At 72.0% G+C, this 17,021-nt stretch carries 16 protein-coding genes; 12 read left to right on the top strand and 4 right to left on the bottom strand.

Annotation, left to right across the window (positions count from 1 at the left end):
- Positions 1-140 precede the first annotated feature (140 nt).
- From OH735_RS17340 to fbaA, 4 genes are all read left to right on the top strand, one after another.
- Positions 141-1,181 (top strand): hypothetical protein, encoded by a 1,041-nt coding sequence (locus OH735_RS17340; protein WP_406382442.1) that lies wholly within the window; start codon positions 141-143, stop codon positions 1,179-1,181.
- A gap of 22 nt (positions 1,182-1,203) precedes the next feature.
- Positions 1,204-2,004: an aldose 1-epimerase gene (locus tag OH735_RS17335; protein WP_406382440.1), complete on the top strand. Its 801-nt coding sequence runs from the start codon at positions 1,204-1,206 to the stop codon at positions 2,002-2,004.
- A gap of 108 nt (positions 2,005-2,112) precedes the next feature.
- Positions 2,113-2,652: an orotate phosphoribosyltransferase gene (gene pyrE, locus OH735_RS17330; protein WP_406382439.1), complete on the top strand. Its 540-nt coding sequence runs from the start codon at positions 2,113-2,115 to the stop codon at positions 2,650-2,652.
- A gap of 213 nt (positions 2,653-2,865) precedes the next feature.
- On the top strand, positions 2,866-3,888 hold the full coding sequence (gene fbaA, locus OH735_RS17325) for a class II fructose-bisphosphate aldolase (RefSeq protein WP_406382438.1): 1,023 nt from the start codon (positions 2,866-2,868) through the stop codon (positions 3,886-3,888).
- A 268-nt stretch (positions 3,889-4,156) separates the two neighbouring features.
- On the opposite strand, the gene OH735_RS17320 is transcribed toward fbaA, so the two are convergent.
- A complete protein-coding gene (locus OH735_RS17320) occupies positions 4,157-4,771 on the bottom strand; it encodes a hypothetical protein (RefSeq protein ID WP_406386958.1) in 615 nt (204 codons plus the stop codon).
- A 151-nt stretch (positions 4,772-4,922) separates the two neighbouring features.
- Between OH735_RS17320 and OH735_RS17315 the strand changes: the two genes are divergently transcribed.
- The 8 genes from OH735_RS17315 (at position 4,923) to OH735_RS17280 (ending at position 13,873) form a co-directional block, all read left to right on the top strand.
- On the top strand, positions 4,923-6,446 hold the full coding sequence (locus tag OH735_RS17315; RefSeq protein WP_406382437.1) for an MFS transporter: 1,524 nt from the start codon (positions 4,923-4,925) through the stop codon (positions 6,444-6,446).
- A gap of 123 nt (positions 6,447-6,569) precedes the next feature.
- On the top strand, positions 6,570-6,983 hold the full coding sequence (locus OH735_RS17310; protein ID WP_093899369.1) for a DUF3151 domain-containing protein: 414 nt from the start codon (positions 6,570-6,572) through the stop codon (positions 6,981-6,983).
- Between the two features lie 232 nt (positions 6,984-7,215).
- The gene (locus OH735_RS17305) at positions 7,216-8,064 is read left to right on the top strand and encodes a tryptophan 2,3-dioxygenase family protein (RefSeq protein ID WP_406382436.1); all 849 of its coding nucleotides are present in this window, start codon (positions 7,216-7,218) and stop codon (positions 8,062-8,064) included.
- Positions 8,057-9,262, top strand: a complete 1,206-nt coding sequence (gene kynU, locus OH735_RS17300; RefSeq protein ID WP_406382435.1) for a kynureninase — start codon at positions 8,057-8,059, stop codon at positions 9,260-9,262. The genes OH735_RS17305 and kynU overlap by 8 nt, the downstream gene beginning before the upstream one ends.
- Before the next feature lie 135 nt (positions 9,263-9,397).
- Complete coding sequence (locus OH735_RS17295; RefSeq protein WP_406382434.1) at positions 9,398-10,273, top strand: alpha/beta hydrolase family protein; 876 nt, start codon at positions 9,398-9,400, stop codon at positions 10,271-10,273.
- A 105-nt stretch (positions 10,274-10,378) separates the two neighbouring features.
- On the top strand, positions 10,379-11,728 hold the full coding sequence (locus OH735_RS17290) for a sensor histidine kinase (protein WP_406382433.1): 1,350 nt from the start codon (positions 10,379-10,381) through the stop codon (positions 11,726-11,728).
- Complete coding sequence (locus tag OH735_RS17285) at positions 11,725-12,444, top strand: response regulator (RefSeq protein WP_406382432.1); 720 nt, start codon at positions 11,725-11,727, stop codon at positions 12,442-12,444. The genes OH735_RS17290 and OH735_RS17285 overlap by 4 nt, the downstream gene beginning before the upstream one ends.
- Positions 12,445-12,625: 181 nt before the next feature.
- Positions 12,626-13,873 carry a cytochrome P450 gene (locus tag OH735_RS17280; RefSeq protein ID WP_406382431.1) on the top strand — a complete coding sequence of 416 codons (1,248 nt, stop codon included), beginning with the start codon at positions 12,626-12,628 and terminating at the stop codon, positions 13,871-13,873.
- 87 nt (positions 13,874-13,960) lie between these two features.
- Here the strand turns inward: OH735_RS17280 and OH735_RS17275 are convergent, their stop codons facing one another.
- The 3 genes from OH735_RS17275 to OH735_RS17265 all read right to left on the bottom strand — a co-directional run bounded on the left by OH735_RS17275 (position 13,961) and on the right by OH735_RS17265 (position 16,947).
- The gene (locus tag OH735_RS17275) at positions 13,961-14,296 is read right to left on the bottom strand and encodes a hypothetical protein (RefSeq protein ID WP_406382430.1); all 336 of its coding nucleotides are present in this window, start codon (positions 14,294-14,296) and stop codon (positions 13,961-13,963) included.
- Positions 14,297-14,380: 84 nt separating this feature from the next.
- The gene (locus OH735_RS17270; RefSeq protein WP_406382429.1) at positions 14,381-16,027 is read right to left on the bottom strand and encodes an ABC transporter permease; all 1,647 of its coding nucleotides are present in this window, start codon (positions 16,025-16,027) and stop codon (positions 14,381-14,383) included.
- Entirely contained in the window at positions 16,024-16,947 is a 924-nt protein-coding gene (locus OH735_RS17265; protein WP_406382428.1) for an ATP-binding cassette domain-containing protein, read from the bottom strand. The genes OH735_RS17270 and OH735_RS17265 overlap by 4 nt, the downstream gene beginning before the upstream one ends.
- Positions 16,948-17,021 lie beyond the last annotated feature (74 nt).

Below are 17,021 nucleotides of genomic sequence, written 5' to 3'. Positions count from 1 at the left end.
CGGGCACTGTGTGGGGAGGGGTGTCGGGCCGGGCGCGGTGTGGGAAGGGGCGGTGGGCCGGCCTCGTACGCCGTAAGCCCGGTGGCTCCGCGACGCGGAATCGCTGACGGGATGGCCGGGGCTGAGTAGGCTCGGTTTCCATGGAGCATGAGGTGTTCGTTCCGGTTCCGGTCCCGGCCCTTCGGCGGACGCTGGGCGATCCCGCCCGCGTCGCGCGCTGCGTACCAGGGCTCCAGCAGGACGCCGACGCGTCCGCGGGCCCGCTGTCCGGTCGGCTCAAGGTCCGGGTCGACGGCCACACGATCACGTACCGCGGTGCGCTGCGGTTCACCGCCTCCCCGCAGGACGGTCCGGGCGGGGCCGGGATCCTGGTGACGGGCGAGGGCGTCGAGGCCCGGGGGACCGGCTCGGCGAAGCTGGCCCTGACGATCGCCCTGACGCGGAAGGACGGCGGTACGGCGATCGGGTTCACGGGTACGGCGAGCGGCGACGGCCGCATCCTGGACCTGGACCCGGCGGCGGCCCTCGCGGCGGCCTGCCGCCTGCTGGACCGCTTTGCGCAGCAGCTGGTGACGGAGACGCTCGCGGAGGGCGGTGCGGACGGCCCCGCGGGCGGCGCGGCGGTGGGCGAGGTGCTCGACGAGGCCGAGCGGTCCGTCGGGGAAGCGGTGGAGCAGGCCATCGAGGAGGCGGCCGAAGAGGCCGACACGACCGGCGCGGCCCACGCCCGCGGCGCTGCTCCGGAAGCCGCCGACTCCGGCGCGGACATCGCCGACGCCGCCGCCACCGATGTCACCGGCGCCGCTGACGGTGACGATGTCGCCGGCGCGGAGGACGATGCCGATGTCACCGGCGCGGACGGGGCGCCCTCCGGCGAGAAGCCCCCGGGCACGGGCTCCGTCTTCGACGCCCCCGTTCCCCCGCCGTCGCTCGATCCCGAGGCGGAGGTGGAGTTCACCGTCCCCGACGGCCCCCCGGCCGAGGCCGCGCACGCCAGGCGAACCATGATCGGCCGCAGCGCCGAGGAGGTCGACCACGCGCCGCCGCGCGGCCGGTACGCGCCCGTACCGTCACCCGATTCGACCACCGCGGGCGCCACACTCCGCTGGGTCGTCCCCGCCGCTGCGCTCGCGCTCGCGTCGGCGGTCGTGGTGAGCCGGGCGCTGAGGCGGCGGAGGTAGCCACGCCAGTAATGTCGGTCGGGTGAGTAGCAGCGAGAAGGACGTCCGGCTGTCCGTCGGCGACGCAGAGTTGACCGTGAGCCCCGACAACGGCTGCCGCATCAGCAGCCTGAGGATCGGTGGCACCGAGCTGCTGCGGCAGGGGGAGCGGTACGGCTGCTTCCCGATGGTGCCGTGGTGCGGGCGCACCGAGAACGGGCTCTTCCACAACGGCGGCGTCCAGCACCGGTTGCCGCTGAACGCCCCGCCGCACGCCATCCACGGCACCGGCAGGGACACGTCCTGGAGCACCGCCAGGGTGGGCGAGCGGGAGGCCGCCTTCTATTACGACCTCGCCGACCCCTGGCCCTATCCGGGCCGGGTGACCCAGACGGTCGAGCTGGCCGAAAACTCGCTCACGCTCGCCTTCGGCATCGAGACGTACGGGGACTCGTTCCCGGCGCAGGCCGGCTGGCACCCCTGGTTCCTGCGCGATCTGGGCGGCGGTGGCAAGGACGTGCAGCTGGCCTTCGCCGCGGCCTGGCAGGAGGAGCGGGGCGAGAACCATCTGCCGACCGGCCGCCGCATTCCGCCGAGTCCCGGCCCGTGGGACGACTGCTTCGGGATGCCGGACGGCGTCGATGTGACGCTCACCTGGCCGGGGCAGCTGGAGCTGACCGTGAAGAGCAGGGCCGAGTGGGTCGTGATCTACGACGAGCAGGCCGAGGCGGTCTGCGTGGAGCCGCAGTCCGGTCCGCCGAACGGCCTGAACACCGCCCCCCAGTACGTCACCCCGATCGAACCGCTGGAGATCGCGACAACCTGGAGCTGGCGCAGGCTCTGATCCGGGGCGCGGGCTCTGGTCCGGGTGTGGGCGCGGGCCGGGCGCTCCGGCGGGAGCCGTGAGACCGGTCGGCGCGGGCCGTGAAGCGGGCGCCTTAAGCTCGTAGCCATGACTGACGTACGTGCTGAGCTGCTCCAGCAGATCAAGGACAAGGCCGTGGTACACGGCAAAGTGACCCTCTCCTCGGGTCTTGAGGCCGACTGGTACATCGACCTGCGCCGCATCACGCTGGACGGCAAGGCCGCTCCGATGGTCGGTCAGGTCATGCTCGACGCCACCGCCGAGCTGGACTACGACTGCGTGGGCGGGCTGACGCTGGGCGCCGACCCGGTGGCCACCTCGATGCTGCACGCCTCCGCCGCGCGCGGGCTGGAGCTGGACGCGTTCGTCGTCCGCAAGGCGCAGAAGGCGCACGGGATGCAGCGCCGCATCGAGGGCACGGACGTGAAGGGCCGCCGCTGTCTGGTCGTCGAGGACACCTCGACGACCGGTGGTTCGCCGCTGACGGCCGTCGAGGCGGTGCGCGAGGCCGGTGGCGAGGTCGTCGCCGTCGCCACGATCGTGGAGCGGGGCGCGGCTCCGGCCATTGCCGAGGCCGGTCTCCCGTATGTCCACGCCTACACGGTGGCGGACCTCGATCTCGCCTGACGCATGGTTTGACCTGCGGCTTTCTTCAAGGGTGGGCTGTTTCACGTGAAACAGCCCACCCTTGCCGCATGCCCGTGAATCGTCTGCCCGGGCACGGGGGCAGTAGGCCGGGTGGAGCCGGAGCGAGAGTCTGGGAAGATGGGGGCGACGATGACGTCGCCCCCAGGTCAGGGAACCAGCAACGCACACCCGCACATCCCAAGGAGCGGACAGATGCCCATCGCAACCCCCGAGGTCTACGCCGAGATGCTCGACCGGGCGAAGGCAGGCAAGTTCGCCTACCCGGCCATCAATGTGACGTCGACCCAGACCCTGCACGCTGCACTGCGCGGCTTCGCGGAGGCGGAGAGCGACGGCATCGTCCAGATCTCCACCGGTGGGGCGGAGTTCCTGGGCGGCCAGCACAACAAGGACATGGTCACGGGCGCCGTCGCCCTCGCCGAGTTCGCGCACATCGTCGCCGCCAAGTACGACGTCACGGTCGCGCTGCACACCGACCACTGCCCCAAGGACAAGCTGGACGGTTACGTACGTCCGCTGCTCGACATCTCCGCCGAGCGCGTCGCCCAGGGCCAGAACCCGCTGTTCCAGTCGCACATGTGGGACGGTTCGGCCGAGACCCTCGCCGACAACCTGGCCATCGGCCAGGAGCTGCTCGCCAAGGCCGCCGCCGCCAAGATCATTCTTGAGGTCGAGATCACCCCGACCGGTGGCGAGGAGGACGGCGTCACGCACGAGATCAACGACGAGCTGTACACGACCGTCGACGACGCGCTGCGTACCGCCGAGGCGCTCGGCCTGGGCGAGAAGGGCCGCTACCTGCTGGCCGCCTCCTTCGGCAACGTCCACGGCGTCTACAAGCCGGGCAACGTCGTGCTCCGTCCCGAGCTGCTGAAGGACCTCCAGGAGGGCGTCGCCGCCAAGTACGGCCAGGCGTCCCCGTTCGACTTCGTCTTCCACGGCGGCTCCGGCTCCACCGAGCAGGAGATCGCCACCGCGCTGGAGAACGGCGTCGTGAAGATGAACCTCGACACCGACACCCAGTACGCCTTCACCCGCCCGATCGTGGACCACGTGTTCCGCAACTACGACGGTGTGCTGAAGGTCGACGGCGAGGTCGGCAACAAGAAGGTCTACGACCCGCGCAGCTGGGGCAAGTCCGCCGAGGCGGGCATGGCCAAGCGCGTCACGGAGGCCTGCGCCAACCTGCGTTCCACCGGTACCAAGCTGAAGTAGCGGCCGGTACGACGTGTGGCCGTGGGCCCGGTACCCCTGGGGGTGCCGGGCCCACGGCATGTTCGAGAAAGATATGAGGGGCCGCCGTGAGTTCCAGTGCGCGCTTGACTTCGACACCGTCGTCGACCGCCGGGGCACCTGGTGCGTCCAGTGGGACGGGGTCGCGGACCGGTTCAGGGCGGGCGCTGGAGGCCGTGGGACAGCGGACGGCTGCCCGACCGGCGGCGAAGGCCGAGCGCGTTTCCTGCCGGGCGCCGGGCGCAGTGCGTCAGCCGAGCGGGGAGGCGTGTCCCGGCCGGCATCCGGAAGGGACGCTGTTTCCGCTGATGTCGAAGTCCCCGCAGGTGAGAAAGACGTGGTTCAACTGGCCGAGCCCGTAGGCGAGCACGCCGACGACCACGACGACGCCGATGACCGTCCTTCGCTGGCGCGCGGAGAGCTCCGACTCCCCGAACAGCAGGAGGTGCAGGAGCACCCAGACCAGCAGCGGGGTGCCGACGATGCTGAGGATGCCGCCCACCAGGAAAAGCGTCTTGTCCGGCCAGCCGTTGTGGCGGGGCACGACGGCGGCGATGACGATCCACACGCTGGGCAGGGCCAGACAGGCCCAGTACACCCAGCCGTGCCGCGGCCCGCGTTCGCGCATCAGCAGGGCGGTCAGCATCACGGCGGTCGACACGGCCCAGAGGGTGAGCAGTTGGTAGTAGAAGACGACGTTGTAGGCGCCGAGCGTGAAGGCGGGCTCCCAGATCGCCAGCGCACCGCCGCCGGCGATCACGGCGGTCCTCGGCACCACCTGGCCGATGGCGGCGCTGCGTCTGCGGTGGGGGCCGGAGCCCGTGCCCGCACCCGCGTCTGCGGAGCGGGTCTCGTCGTCATCCATGGAATCCATCTCCGGAACCGGGACATTTCCGCACACATTACTCAGCGCTCGCGACACATTACTCAGCGCTCACGCACTGCGAGCGCGGGTGACGAGCAGAGCGGCCGGACCCGGACTGGCCGGAGTGCCCCGTAGCGGCGATGCTGCTCGCATGGGCGAAACACCCGCCGGTGAGATTCGTGTCGCCTCCGCACTCGGACGCTGGGTCGTCCTCACCACCGTCCTCGGCTCCAGCATGGCCATGCTGGACTCCACCGTCATCAACGTCGCCCTGCCCCGCATCGGCAAGGACCTCGGCACCGACCTGGCCGCCCTCCAGTGGACCGTCAACGCCTACATGCTGACGCTCGCCGGGCTGATCCTCCTCGGGGGTGCCCTCGGTGACCGGTACGGGCGGCGGCGGGTCTTCGTCGTCGGCGTCGTCTGGTTCGCCACCGCGTCCGTGCTGTGCGGCATCGCGCCGAACGCCGCCGTCCTGATCGCCGCCCGCGCCCTCCAGGGCATCGGCGGGGCGCTCCTCACCCCCGGTTCGCTGGCGCTGATCCAGGCGAGCTTCCATCCGGACGACCGGGCCCGCGCCGTCGGGCTGTGGTCGGGGCTCAGCGGGGTCGGCGCCGCCGTCGGGCCGTTCGTCGGCGGATGGCTCGTCGACGGACCCGGCTGGCGGTGGGTGTTCCTGCTCAACGTGCCGCTCGCCGCGGTCTGTCTGCCGGTGGCGCTGCGCCACGTACCGGAGTCGCGTGACCCGCACGCACGCGGGCGCTTCGACGTGCTGGGCGCCGTGCTCGGCGCGCTCGCCCTCGCCCTGGTGACGTACGCGCTGATCGAGGCGCCGGGACAGGGGGCGTCCGGTGCGGTGATCGGGGCGGCCGTCGGCGGGATCGTGCTCGGGGCGGCGTTCGTGCGGGTGGAGCGGCGGCGGCCGGACCCGATGCTGCCGCCGTCGGTGTTCGCGTCCCGGCAGTTCACCGTCGTCAACATCATCACCCTCTGCGTGTACGCGGCGCTCGGCGGCTACTTCTTCCTCTCGGCGATCCAGCTCCAGGTCGTGGCCGGGTACTCGGCCCTCGGCGCGGGCACGGCCCTGCTGCCCACGACCGTGCTGATGCTGCTGTTCTCGGCGTCCTCGGGCGAGCTGGGGCAGCGCATCGGGCCCCGCATCCCGCTCACCGTCGGCCCGCTGGTCGCCGCGGCCGGAATGCTGCTGATGCTGCGGGTCGGGCCGGGAGCGAACTCCGTCTCCGGCTACTTCACCGATGTGCTCCCCGCGGTCGGGTTGCTCGGCGTCGGACTCGTCACCGTGGTGGCCCCGCTCACCGCGACCGTGCTGGCCTCCGTGGACACCGCACGCGCCGGCCTCGCCAGCGGGATCAACAACGCGGCCGCCCGCGCCGCCGGGCTGATCGCGGTGGCCGCGCTGCCGCTGCTCGCCGGAATGGGCCCGGAGGCGTACCGGAACGCCGGCGAGTTCGCCGCGACGTTCCGGCGGGCCATGCCGATGTGCGCCGGGCTGCTCGTACTGGGCTCGCTGATCGCCTGGGCGACCGTACGGAAGCCCGCCGGCACGGCGGACGAGGAGGAGAAGCCGCGGCCCGAGTGCACGGTGCACTGCGGCGTCGCCGCCCCGCCCCTGGAGCCCGTGCGGGAGGAGACGGGCGATCAGGGCGCGAACTGACCCGCTACGGGCGCCCCGGCGTGAACCAGCCTTCCGTACGGCGCCTGGGTACCCCGGCGTGAACCAGCCCTCCGTACGGCGCCCGGGTACCCCGGCGCGCAGGTGACAGGCACACTTGAACTCATGTCGATCCACGAGAACCTGCTCGGGGGACCTCCCCCGACCCACCTGCCCGACGACCCGGAGCCGCGCGAACTGCTCGCGAACGGCACGGCCCCCGCCGATGTCGCCGCGAAGTACCCGACCTCCTCCCTGGCCTGGGCACAGCTCGCCGACGAGGCGTTCGAGGGCGGCCGCGTCATCGAGTCGTACGCGTACGCCCGTACCGGCTACCACCGCGGCCTCGACGCGCTGCGCAGGGCCGGCTGGAAGGGCCACGGCCCCGTACCGTTCGAGCACGAGCCGAACCGCGGCTTCCTGCGCGCCCTGCACGCCCTGGCGCGGGCCGCCCAGGCGATCGGTGAGCAGGAGGAGTACGAGCGCTGCTCGACCTTCCTCCGCGACTCCTCGCCGACCGCCGCGGAGACCCTCGGCTAGACGCGGAGACCCCTCGGCCGGACGTTCACGGCTGAACGTTCACCGGCGGACGTACGCGACCGGTCGTATCCGGCCGGTCGCATCCATACCGGACCCCGCAGACAGAGCCCCACGTCTGCGGGGTCTGCGCACTCCCGCGGGCCCCGTCTAGTATGCCGACAGGGGACCGGAGCTCCACCACCTCACGGAAGGGGCGGACCGCTACCCGGAAGCTCGTGTCGAGGAGACAGCAATGTCGACGATCCACCCCGACCCCGAAGCCACCGGTGCGCAGACCCCGCACCTCGACTTCGCGGGAACGACTCCGTACGAGGACTATGTCCAGGCGGATGTCCTGACCCATCTCCAGCACCTTCGCTCCGACGACCCGGGCGAAATGGTCTTCCTGGTCACCACCCAGGTCATGGAGCTGTGGTTCACCGTCATCGTCCACGAGTGGGAGACCGCCGCGCACGCCCTGCGCGAGGACCGGCTGACCGTCGCACGCGACGCGCTCAAGCGGTCGGTGCGGGAACTGGAGGCGCTCAACGCCTCCTGGACGCCGCTCGCCCAGCTCACCCCCGCCCAGTTCAACTCCTACCGCGCCGCCCTCGGCGAGGGCTCCGGCTTCCAGTCGGCGATGTACCGGCGGATGGAGTTCCTGCTGGGCGACAAGTCCACGTCCATGCTCGTGCCGCACCGGGGCGCGCCCCGCGTCCACGCCGAGCTGGAGAAGGCGCTCGCCGAACCGAGCCTGTACGACGAGACGCTCGCCCTGCTCGCCCGGCGCGGCCACCCCATACCGCAGGCCGTGCTCGGCCGGGACCTCACGCAGAAGTACGAATCGTCCCCCGAGGTCGAGGCCGTTTGGGCGGCGATCTACGCCAACCCCGACCAGCACGACGAACTGGTCAGGCTCGGCGAGGCGCTGACCGACGTCGGCGAACTGGTGTGGCGCTGGCGCAACGACCATCTCGTCGCCACCCGGCGCGCGATGGGCTCGAAGACCGGTACCGGCGGTTCCGCCGGGGTCGCGTGGCTGGAGAAGCGGGCCACGAAGAACGTCTTCCCCGAGCTGTGGACGGCGCGCAGCCATGTCTGAGACCTTCGCCGCGCGGGCCGCGGCACTCGACGCCGCCGACCGGCTCGCCGATCTGCGCAAGCTGTTCGCCCTCGACGACACCGTCTACCTCGACGGCAACTCGCTGGGCGCCCTGCCCGCCCACGTACCCGCCCGGGTGCAGGAGGTCCTCACCCGCGAGTGGGGCGAGCTGCGCATCCGGTCCTGGGACGAGAGCGGCTGGTGGACCGCGCCCGAGCGGATCGGCGACCGGGTGGCCCCACTCGTCGGGGCCGCCGCCGGGCAGATCGTCGTCGGTGACTCCACCAGCGTGAACGTCTTCAAGGCCGTCGTCGCCGCGACCCGGCTGGCGCCCGAGGGACGCGACGAGATCCTCGTCGACGCGACGACGTTCCCCACGGACGGGTACATCGCCGCGTCCGCGGCCCGGATGACCGGCCACCGGCTCGTCCCGGTCGCTCCCGCCGACGTACCGGACGCCCTCGGTCCGCGTACCGCCGCCGTCCTGCTCAACCATGTCGACTACCGCATCGGCAGGCTCCACGACCTGCCCGGACTCACCGCCGCCGTGCACGCGGCGGGCGGCCTCGCCGTCTGGGACCTGTGCCACAGCGCGGGCGCCCTGCCCGTCGGGCTCGACGCGCACGGTGTGGACCTCGCGGTCGGCTGCACGTACAAGTACCTGAACGGCGGCCCCGGTTCGCCCGCCTACCTCTACGTCGCCGAGCGCCACCAGGCGGCCTTCGACTCGCCCCTGCCGGGGTGGACGTCGCACGCCGACCCGTTCGGCATGACACCCGGGTACGCCCCGGCGGACGGTGCCGTACGGGGCCGGGTCGGCACCCCCGACATCCTGTCCATGCTGGCGCTCGAAGCGTCGCTCGACGTGTGGAACGGGGTGTCGGTCGAGGCGGTACGGGCCAAGTCCCTGGCGCTGACGGACTTCTTCCTGGAGTGCGTCGCCGCGTACGTGCCCGAGGGCCGGGTCACCTCCCTCACCCCGGCCGCGCACGCGGAACGCGGCAGCCAGGTCGCGCTGCGGTGCGAGGACGCGGAGCCGGTGATGAGCGCGCTCATCGCACGGGGCGTCGTCGGGGATCTGCGACGGCCGGACGTGCTGCGGTTCGGGTTCACCCCGCTGTACGTGGGTTTCGCGGACGCGGAGCGGGCGGCGCGGGTGCTGGGCGAGGTGCTGGCGGAGAGGCAGGCAGAGGGGTAGCCGGAGGGGTAGGCGGACGCCGCTGGGGGAGCTGAGCTCCTGCCGTGATCCTCGGCGGGGACGGGAGCCTTCCGTACTGGTACCGTCCCCGCAGGTCAGGCCAGTTGGGCACAGCAACAGGACGGTTGGAGCAGCATGTCGGATTCTGCCGCGCGTGATCGTGACGCAGCCGAGACAGAGTCGGCCCTCTCGCATCCACCGGTCGCCCCCGACGCGTCCGCCGTCTACGGCAACCACCCCGACCAGCTGATCGACTTCTACGCCCCGCGCGATGGCCGGGCCGGTGCGCCGGTCGTGGTCGTCCTGCACGGCGGGGCGTGGCGGGCGCCGTACGACCGCCGGCATGCGTCGCCGTTCGCGGACTTCCTGGCCCGGCGCGGTTTCGCCGTGGCCAGTGTCGAGTACCGGCGGGGCAGCGAGATCCCGCAGCAGCGGGGTTCCGGTCCGGTCGCGGGCCGTTGGCCGGAGACCTTCGACGATGTCGCCGCGGCGATGGACGCGCTGCCGGCGCTGCTGGCCCGGGAGCTCCCGGAGGCCGACGCCCGGCGGATCGTCGTCACCGGGCACTCCGCCGGCGGGCAGCTCGCCCTGTGGGCCGCCGCCCGGCACGTACTGCCCGAAGGCTCGCCGTGGCGGCTGCCCGCACCGCCGCCGCTGCGGGGCGTCGTCGCGCTCGCGCCGATCGCCGACTTCACCACGGCCGTCGAACTGAATGTGTGCTCGGGGGCGGTCGGCCAGTTCCTCGGCCGCGAGGAGGACTTCGAGGAGCGGGCCGCGCACGCCGACCCGGCCGTGCTGCTGCCCACCGGCATCGCGACCACCGTCGTGCAGGGCACCACCGACATCGATGTGCCGCAGGCCGTCGCGGAGGCGTTCGTCGACGCGGCGGCCAAGGCGGGCGAGACGGTGGGCCTGACCCTGCTCCCCGACGTCGGCCACTACCCGCTGATCGATCCGGCGAGCGACGCGTGCGCGGTGGTGGCGGAGGAGCTCGCCCAGCTCGCCTGGTGAGCCGGGGTCCGACGGAGGTGCGGGCCCCGTAGTACTTGCGACGGACGGCGCAGGATCCGTATCACTGCTGACGACCCGCGCCGGTCCGGCCCCTACCTTGGAAACGTGACCGAGACCAAGAGCAGAAGTCCGGAGTACCGGATGGCCACGGGGGCGTTGGGCGGCCTCCGGAAGGCGCTCATCCACGATGCGTTCGCCTACCGCCCGATGTCGCCGCTGCGGACCGACGGGCCGCTGATCCGTCTGCTGCCGAAGCGGATACGGGCGCGTGCCGCATGGGCGCCGCACGGGCTGGTGGTGGCGGCGGCGCTTATTGCCTTCCTGACGGGGATCGCCGGGCTGGACTTTCCCCTCGCCAAGGTGATCGCGGTGTTCCCGGCCGTCTGTGTCGTGATGACGCTGGTCAGGCCGGTCGGGGCGTTCTGGATGTCGTTGCTGCTGACCCCGGTGACCGCGGTGGTCGTCGGCAGCGGGTGGCCGTGGGGGGCGAGCTCGTTCTTCGCGCACCTGGTCGTGCTGGTCGTCGTCGCGGCCAGGACCGGGCGGCGTACCGCCGGCTGGATGTGGGGCTTCACCGTGCTGCTCGGCACGGTCATGGAGAACGCCGTCTGGCGGCCCGGGACCACCACCGCGGGCATGGCCGTGAGCTCCGCGTTCGCGCTGCTGGTGGTGGCCGTGGTGCAGATCCGTCGCGAGGCGGAGCGCGAGGTGACCGTGCAGCGCACCGTGACCGCCGTCGAACGCGACCGGCGCACGCTCCTGGAGGAGCGCACCACCATCGCCCGCGAGCTGCACGACGTGGTCGCCCACCACATGTCGGTCGTCGCGATCCAGGCCGAGGCCGCCCCGTACCGGGTGGAGAATCCGCCGCCCGAGCTGGAGCAGGCCTTCGTCACGATCCGGGAGAACGCGGTCGCCGCCCTCACCGAACTGCGCCGGGTCCTCGGCGTCGTACGGGCCGAGGACTACCAGGCGCCGGACGCCCCGCAGCCCACCCTCGCCCAGCTCGACGGGCTCCTCGCCAATGTGCGCGAGGCGGGTCTGGAGACGGAGAAGACGATCACGGGCGCGGTGCGTGAACTGCCGCAGGGCGTCGAGCTGTCGGCGTACCGGATCATTCAGGAAGCCCTCAGCAACACGCTGCGCCACGCACCGGGCGCCACCGCGAAGGTCGAGATCGGCTATGTGCTGGGCGGACTCGGTCTGCGGGTCGTCAACGGGCCGCCGACCGGTCCGGTGAGGCCCTCGCCGGGGGCCGGCCACGGGATCACGGGGATGCGGGAGCGGGTCGCGATGCTGGACGGCGACATGACGGCCGAGCAGACGGCGGAGGGCGGTTACGAGATCACCGTGTTCATCCCCGTCCAGCTCGCCCGCGATCCGGACGAGCCGCACGAGTCGCACAAGGCGCATGAGTCGCACGAGGCGCTGGTGGAGCAGGTGGAGCAGGCATGACCTCTTCTCTCTTCTCCTCTTCTCTCTCCCCCTCCTCCGCCTCCAACTCCGCCGCTCCGTCCATCCGGGTGCTGATCGTCGACGACCAGATGATGGTCCGCGAGGGGTTCTCGGTGCTGCTCAACGCCATGCCGGGGATCGAGGTCGTCGGTGAGGCCGTCGACGGCCGGCAGGCCATCGCGCAGGTCGCGGCGCTGCGCCCCGACGTGGTGCTGATGGACATCCGGATGCCGGAACTCAACGGCATCGAGGCCACCCGTGAGATCGTCGCCGCCGACGCGGACGCCAAGGTGCTGGTGCTGACCACCTTCGACCTGGACGAGTACGTGTACCAGGCGTTGCGGGCGGGGGCGTCCGGCTTCCTGCTCAAGGATGCCTCCGCCCGTCAACTCGCCGACGGAGTAAGGGTGGTGGCCGCCGGTGAGGCGCTGCTCGCCCCGGCGGTCACCAAGCGGCTGATCAACGAGTTCTCCAAGCTCGCCGAGGTCCCGCGACCGCCCGCCTTCGCCCGGGTCGGCGACCTCACGGAGCGCGAGACGGAGGTGCTCGTGCTCATCGCCCAGGGCCGGTCCAACGCGGAGATTGCCTCCCATCTCGTGGTCGCCGAGTCCACCATCAAGACGCATGTGAGCCGCATCCTGGTGAAGTTGGGGCTGCGCGACCGCACGCAGGCGGCCGTCTTCGCGTACGAGGCCCGGCTGGTCACACCTTCCTGAGCCGCGCCGGGCCGGGCCGAGTCGCGCCGAATCGCGCCGCGCCGAGGTGGGCCGAGCCGCGCCGGGCCGAGGTGGGCCGGGCCGAGGTGGGCCGAGCCGCGCCGCGCCGGGCCGAGGCGGTCGGCGGTGGGGCGTCCGGGGAGGGTGGTCGGCGGCCGTCCCGTCCGGTTAGCGTCCGTACATGTACCCGTCTTCCAGTTCCGCGGCCGATGGCTCCTTCGATCCCTTCCGCCCCTTCGACCCCTGGTCGTCGGCGTTCGTCGCCGACCCGTACCCCGCCTACGCCGGGCTGCGTGCCACCGGCCGGGTGCATTACTTCGAGCCCACCGACCAGTGGCTCGTACCGCACCACTCCGACGTGTCCGCCCTGCTGCGCGACCGCCGCCTGGGCCGTACGTACCTGCACCGCTTCACCCACGAGGAGTTCGGCCGTACGCCACCGCCCGCCGAGCACGAGCCCTTCCACACTCTCAACGGGCAGGGGCTCCTCGACCTGGAGGCCCCCGACCACACCCGGATCCGCCGCCTGGTCTCCAAGGCGTTCACCCCGCGTACGGTCGAGCAGCTCGTCCCGACCGTGCGACGGCTCGCCGCCGGGCTGGTCGACTCGTTCGTCGAGGCGGGCGGCGGCGATCTACTCACGGCGGTCGCCGAGCCGCTGCCCGTCGCCGTCATTGCCGAGATGCTCGGCATCCCGGAGTCCGACCGCGCCCCGCTGCGGCCCTGGTCGGCGGCGATCTGCGGCATGTACGAACTCAACCCGTCCGACGACACCGCCCGCGCCGCTGTCCGCGCCTCGCTCGACTTCTCCGCGTATCTGCGCGAGCTGATCAAGGAGCGGCGCAGGAATCCGGGTACGGATCTGATCTCCGCACTCATCGCCGCCCACGACGAGGGGGAGCGGCTGAGCGAACAGGAGATGATCTCCACCTGCGTGCTGCTGCTCAACGCGGGCCACGAGGCGACCGTCAACACCACGGTGAACGGCTGGTGGGCCCTGCTGCGCCACCCCGAGCAGCTGGCCGCCCTGCGCGCCGACCACGGGCTGCTGCCGACGGCGATCGAGGAGCTGATGCGGTACGACACCCCGCTCCAGCTCTTCGAGCGCTGGGTCCTCGACGAGATCGAGATCGACGGCACGGTCATTCCGCGCGGCTCCGAGGTCGCCCTCCTCTTCGGCTCCGCGAACCGCGACCCGGCCCGCTTCCCGGCCCCCGAAACCCTGGACCTGACCCGCCGGGAGAACCCGCACGTCAGCTTCGGCGCGGGCATCCACTTCTGCCTGGGCGCCCCGCTGGCCCGGGTCGAACTTGCCGCCTCCTTCGGTGAGTTGCTGCGCCGCGCCCCGAACCTGTGCCTGACGGCCGAGCCCGAGTGGAACCCGGGCTATGTGATCAGGGGCCTGAAGGAACTGCGCGTCGAGCTGTGACGGAGGGAGCGGAGGGAGCGGAGGGAGCGAAGGGAGCGAAGGGAGCGAAGGGAGCGAAGGAACAGGGGGAGGGGCGGGGGCCGGGACTCAGCACGCCGGTCCCGGACCGCAGTTCAGCGGCGGGCCCGCCAGTACGTCGAACGCGACCCCGAAGCCGACGAGGGCCGTGAGGAACACCCCCGCCCCGAGCGCATGCCGCCACTTTCCCCGGACGAGGGCGAAGAGGGCGATTCCGGCAGCGATGCCGCCCAGAGTCATGACCGGCAGCCCGAGCCAGAGCACATCCCACTCCGACTCGCCCTCGAAGCCGTCGAAGATGCCGCGCCCGCCGTAGGGAGCCCAGGCCAGCATCCCTGCGGTCCCACCGGCGGCGACGACCATGCATCCGGCGACTCCCCGGACGGCTTCGTGTCGGTTATCCATGATCTGGGGGACGCGGGCGCACCACGGGAAGGTTGCACCTCCGAGGGAGCCCCGCCCTCATCCCGAGGCAACCCTCCCGCCCCGTCACGTGAGGACATCGCGTCTCCGCAGCGCCGTCACCCCCGCCCCCACCAGCACCACCGCAGCCGCGGTGAGTGCCAGCACCGGCCCCCATTCCATCCCCGTGCCCCCCGGCAGCTTCGGCAGATGCGTGAACGGGGACACGTCCATCACCGGCTGCGGCAGATCGATCGCCGGCCCGATCCACCCCAGCGCCAGGCATATCCCCGCCACGCCCCAGGACGCCACCGCCGCCTTCGGGAGCGCCCCGTACAGCAGGACCGCCATCCCGCCCAGCAGCCAGACCGCGGGCAGCTGCACCAGCGACGCACCCAGCACGGCCGGGAGTTCATGTCCGTAACCGGCGGCCAGGCCGAGGCCGCCCACCGCCATGATCAGGGCCGCGCCGCCGAACGCGATGACCAGATGACCGGCCGCCCACCCGATCCGGCCGACTGCGCCCGCCAGGACCGGTTCGGCTCGCCCGGCGGTCTCCTCGCCGTGCAGCCGCAGCACCGACGCGACGATGTACAGCGCCGCGATCATCCCGAGCATGGAGACCATCGCCGCGAGGAACGCGTCGGTCAGGCCTGCCTGCCCGCCCATCCGCTCGAAGATCTCCTTCGTCTTCGCGTTGTCGCCGACGAGGTCCGCCGCCCCGCCGGTCAGCCCGCCGAAGGCGACACCGACCGCGGCGAAGGACAGCGTCCAGCCGATCAGCGCACCGCGCTGGAGCCGCAGCGCCAGACCGAACGCCGTGGAGATCCGCCCCTGCGCCGGGCCGGGCCGGGTCGCCAGGAAGCTCATGCCGACATCGCGCCGCCCGGTCAGGGAGTAGGCGAGGGCGGCCTGGACGGCGACGGCGGCGACGATGACGAGCAGCACCCACCAGCGTTCGTCCGCGTACGCGCGCACGTTCTCCGCCCAGCCGATGGGGGAGAGCCAGGTCAGCACGGACGAGCCGTCGTCCGCCGCCGAGTCGCCCGCCGCCTTCAGGAAGAACGCGGCTCCGATCACCGCCGCCGTGAGCCCCTTCGCGAGCTGGGCGCTCTCGGTGAACTGCGCGGTGATCGCGGCGGTGCAGGCGAACAGCACACCGATCCCGGCGACCGCCAGGGCGAGCGCCACCGCTCCGGCGCCGCCCGCGCCGGACCCGGCCATACCGGCCGCGATCACCAGCGCCAGCGCGGCGTTGGCGACCAGCGCGGCGAGGAGCGCGGAGGTCAACGGGGCGCGGCGCCCCACCATGGCGGAGGAGAGCATCTCCTGACGGCCGGTCTCCTCTTCCTCCCGGGTGTGCCGGATGACGACGATCAGGCTCATCACGGCCGCCATCGCTCCACCGAAGCCGACCATCCGCCAGCTGACGAGCCCGCCGACGGAGTCGTTGAAGACCGGCCCGTACAGCGCACGGAGCGAGCTGTTGGCGTTCATCGACGCGGCGAGTTCGGCGCGCCCGGCGGCGGTGTCGTACAGCGAGGCGAAGGACCTGCCGACGGACGAGAAGGAGCCGCCGAGCACGATCACCCAGATCGGCATCATGATCCGGTCGCGCCGCAACGCGAGCCTCAGCAGGGTCCAGGTACCGGCGAGCTGTCCTGCCCCGGCCCTGGGCCCGGCGCCGGTCCGGCGCTCTGCACCGGTCGGCGCGGTCGTGGTCACGGCAGTCATCGCGCCGCCACCTCCGCACCCTCGCCGCCGTCCGTCGCGCCGGCCGCGTAGTGACGCAGGAAGAGCTCCTCCAGGGTGGGCGGGGTGCTGGTCAGCGTCCGTACACCCGATGCGGAGAGCGACTTGAGGACGGCGTCCAGCTTGTCCGTGTCGACCTGGAGCGTGACCCGCAGGCCCTGGATGTCGAGGTCATGGACGCCGGGCAGCCGCGCGAGCCCGTTGGGCGCACCGGCCAGCTCGGCGCTGATGTTCGTACGCGTCAGATGGCGCATGTCCGCCAGCGAACCCGTCTCCACCGTCCGCCCCTGGCGGATGATGCTGACCCGGTCGCAGAGTGATTCGACCTCGCTGAGGATGTGGCTGGACAGCAGGATCGTCCGCCCGCGCGCCCGCTCCTCGGCGACGCAGCTTTGGAAGACCTCCTCCATCAGCGGATCGAGCCCGCTCGTCGGCTCGTCGAGGATCAGCAGATCCACATCGGAGGCGAACGCGGCGACGAGGGCGACCTTCTGCCGGTTGCCCTTGGAGTACGTACGCCCCTTCTTCGTCGGATCGAGCTCGAACCGCTCGACGAGGTCGGCGCGCCGGGCCGGGTCGAGGCCGCCGCGCAGCCGCCCGTACAGGTCGATCACCTCGCCGCCGGAGAGGTTGCGCCACAGCGTGACGTCACCCGGGACGTACGCCACGCGTCTGTGGAGCTCCACCGCGTCGATCCAGGGGTCGCGGCCGAGCAGCTGGGCGGCGCCGGATTCGGCCCGCAGCAGACCCAGCAGCACCCGGATGGTGGTGGACTTCCCGGACCCGTTGGGCCCGAGGAAGCCGTGGACCTCGCCGGTCTCGACCGTGAGGTCGAGGCCGTCCAGTGCGTGTGTCCGGCCGAAGGATTTGTGTAGCCCGGCCACCGTGATCGCCTTCGTCATGTTTCTGAAGGTACGCTACTTTCACAAATTTGTGAAGTTAAGGAACCGTATAAAGTTGGGGGCACGGCGGGGGC

The sequence above is a fragment of the Streptomyces sp. NBC_01618 genome (genome assembly GCF_045209435.1).
GTDB lineage: Bacteria > Actinomycetota > Actinomycetes > Streptomycetales > Streptomycetaceae > Streptomyces.
Note: the sequence above shows the minus strand (reverse complement) of the source record. Positions and strands in the feature narration are given on the sequence as shown.

Excerpts from the sequence above, each read along its gene's own strand:
- OH735_RS17340 (WP_406382442.1), top strand. The coding sequence starts at position 141 with ATGGAGCATGAGGTGTTCGTTCCGGTTCCGGTCCCGGCCCTTCGGCGG.
- pyrE (WP_406382439.1), top strand. The coding sequence starts at position 2,113 with ATGACTGACGTACGTGCTGAGCTGCTCCAGCAGATCAAGGACAAGGCC.
- fbaA (WP_406382438.1), top strand. The coding sequence starts at position 2,866 with ATGCCCATCGCAACCCCCGAGGTCTACGCCGAGATGCTCGACCGGGCG.
- OH735_RS17320 (WP_406386958.1), bottom strand. The coding sequence starts at position 4,771 with ATGGATGACGACGAGACCCGCTCCGCAGACGCGGGTGCGGGCACGGGC.
- OH735_RS17315 (WP_406382437.1), top strand. The coding sequence starts at position 4,923 with ATGGGCGAAACACCCGCCGGTGAGATTCGTGTCGCCTCCGCACTCGGA.
- OH735_RS17310 (WP_093899369.1), top strand. The coding sequence starts at position 6,570 with ATGTCGATCCACGAGAACCTGCTCGGGGGACCTCCCCCGACCCACCTG.
- OH735_RS17305 (WP_406382436.1), top strand. The coding sequence starts at position 7,216 with ATGTCGACGATCCACCCCGACCCCGAAGCCACCGGTGCGCAGACCCCG.
- kynU (WP_406382435.1), top strand. The coding sequence starts at position 8,057 with ATGTCTGAGACCTTCGCCGCGCGGGCCGCGGCACTCGACGCCGCCGAC.
- OH735_RS17295 (WP_406382434.1), top strand. The coding sequence starts at position 9,398 with ATGTCGGATTCTGCCGCGCGTGATCGTGACGCAGCCGAGACAGAGTCG.
- OH735_RS17285 (WP_406382432.1), top strand. The coding sequence starts at position 11,725 with ATGACCTCTTCTCTCTTCTCCTCTTCTCTCTCCCCCTCCTCCGCCTCC.
- OH735_RS17280 (WP_406382431.1), top strand. The coding sequence starts at position 12,626 with ATGTACCCGTCTTCCAGTTCCGCGGCCGATGGCTCCTTCGATCCCTTC.
- OH735_RS17275 (WP_406382430.1), bottom strand. The coding sequence starts at position 14,296 with ATGGATAACCGACACGAAGCCGTCCGGGGAGTCGCCGGATGCATGGTC.
- OH735_RS17270 (WP_406382429.1), bottom strand. The coding sequence starts at position 16,027 with ATGACTGCCGTGACCACGACCGCGCCGACCGGTGCAGAGCGCCGGACC.
- OH735_RS17265 (WP_406382428.1), bottom strand. The coding sequence starts at position 16,947 with ATGACGAAGGCGATCACGGTGGCCGGGCTACACAAATCCTTCGGCCGG.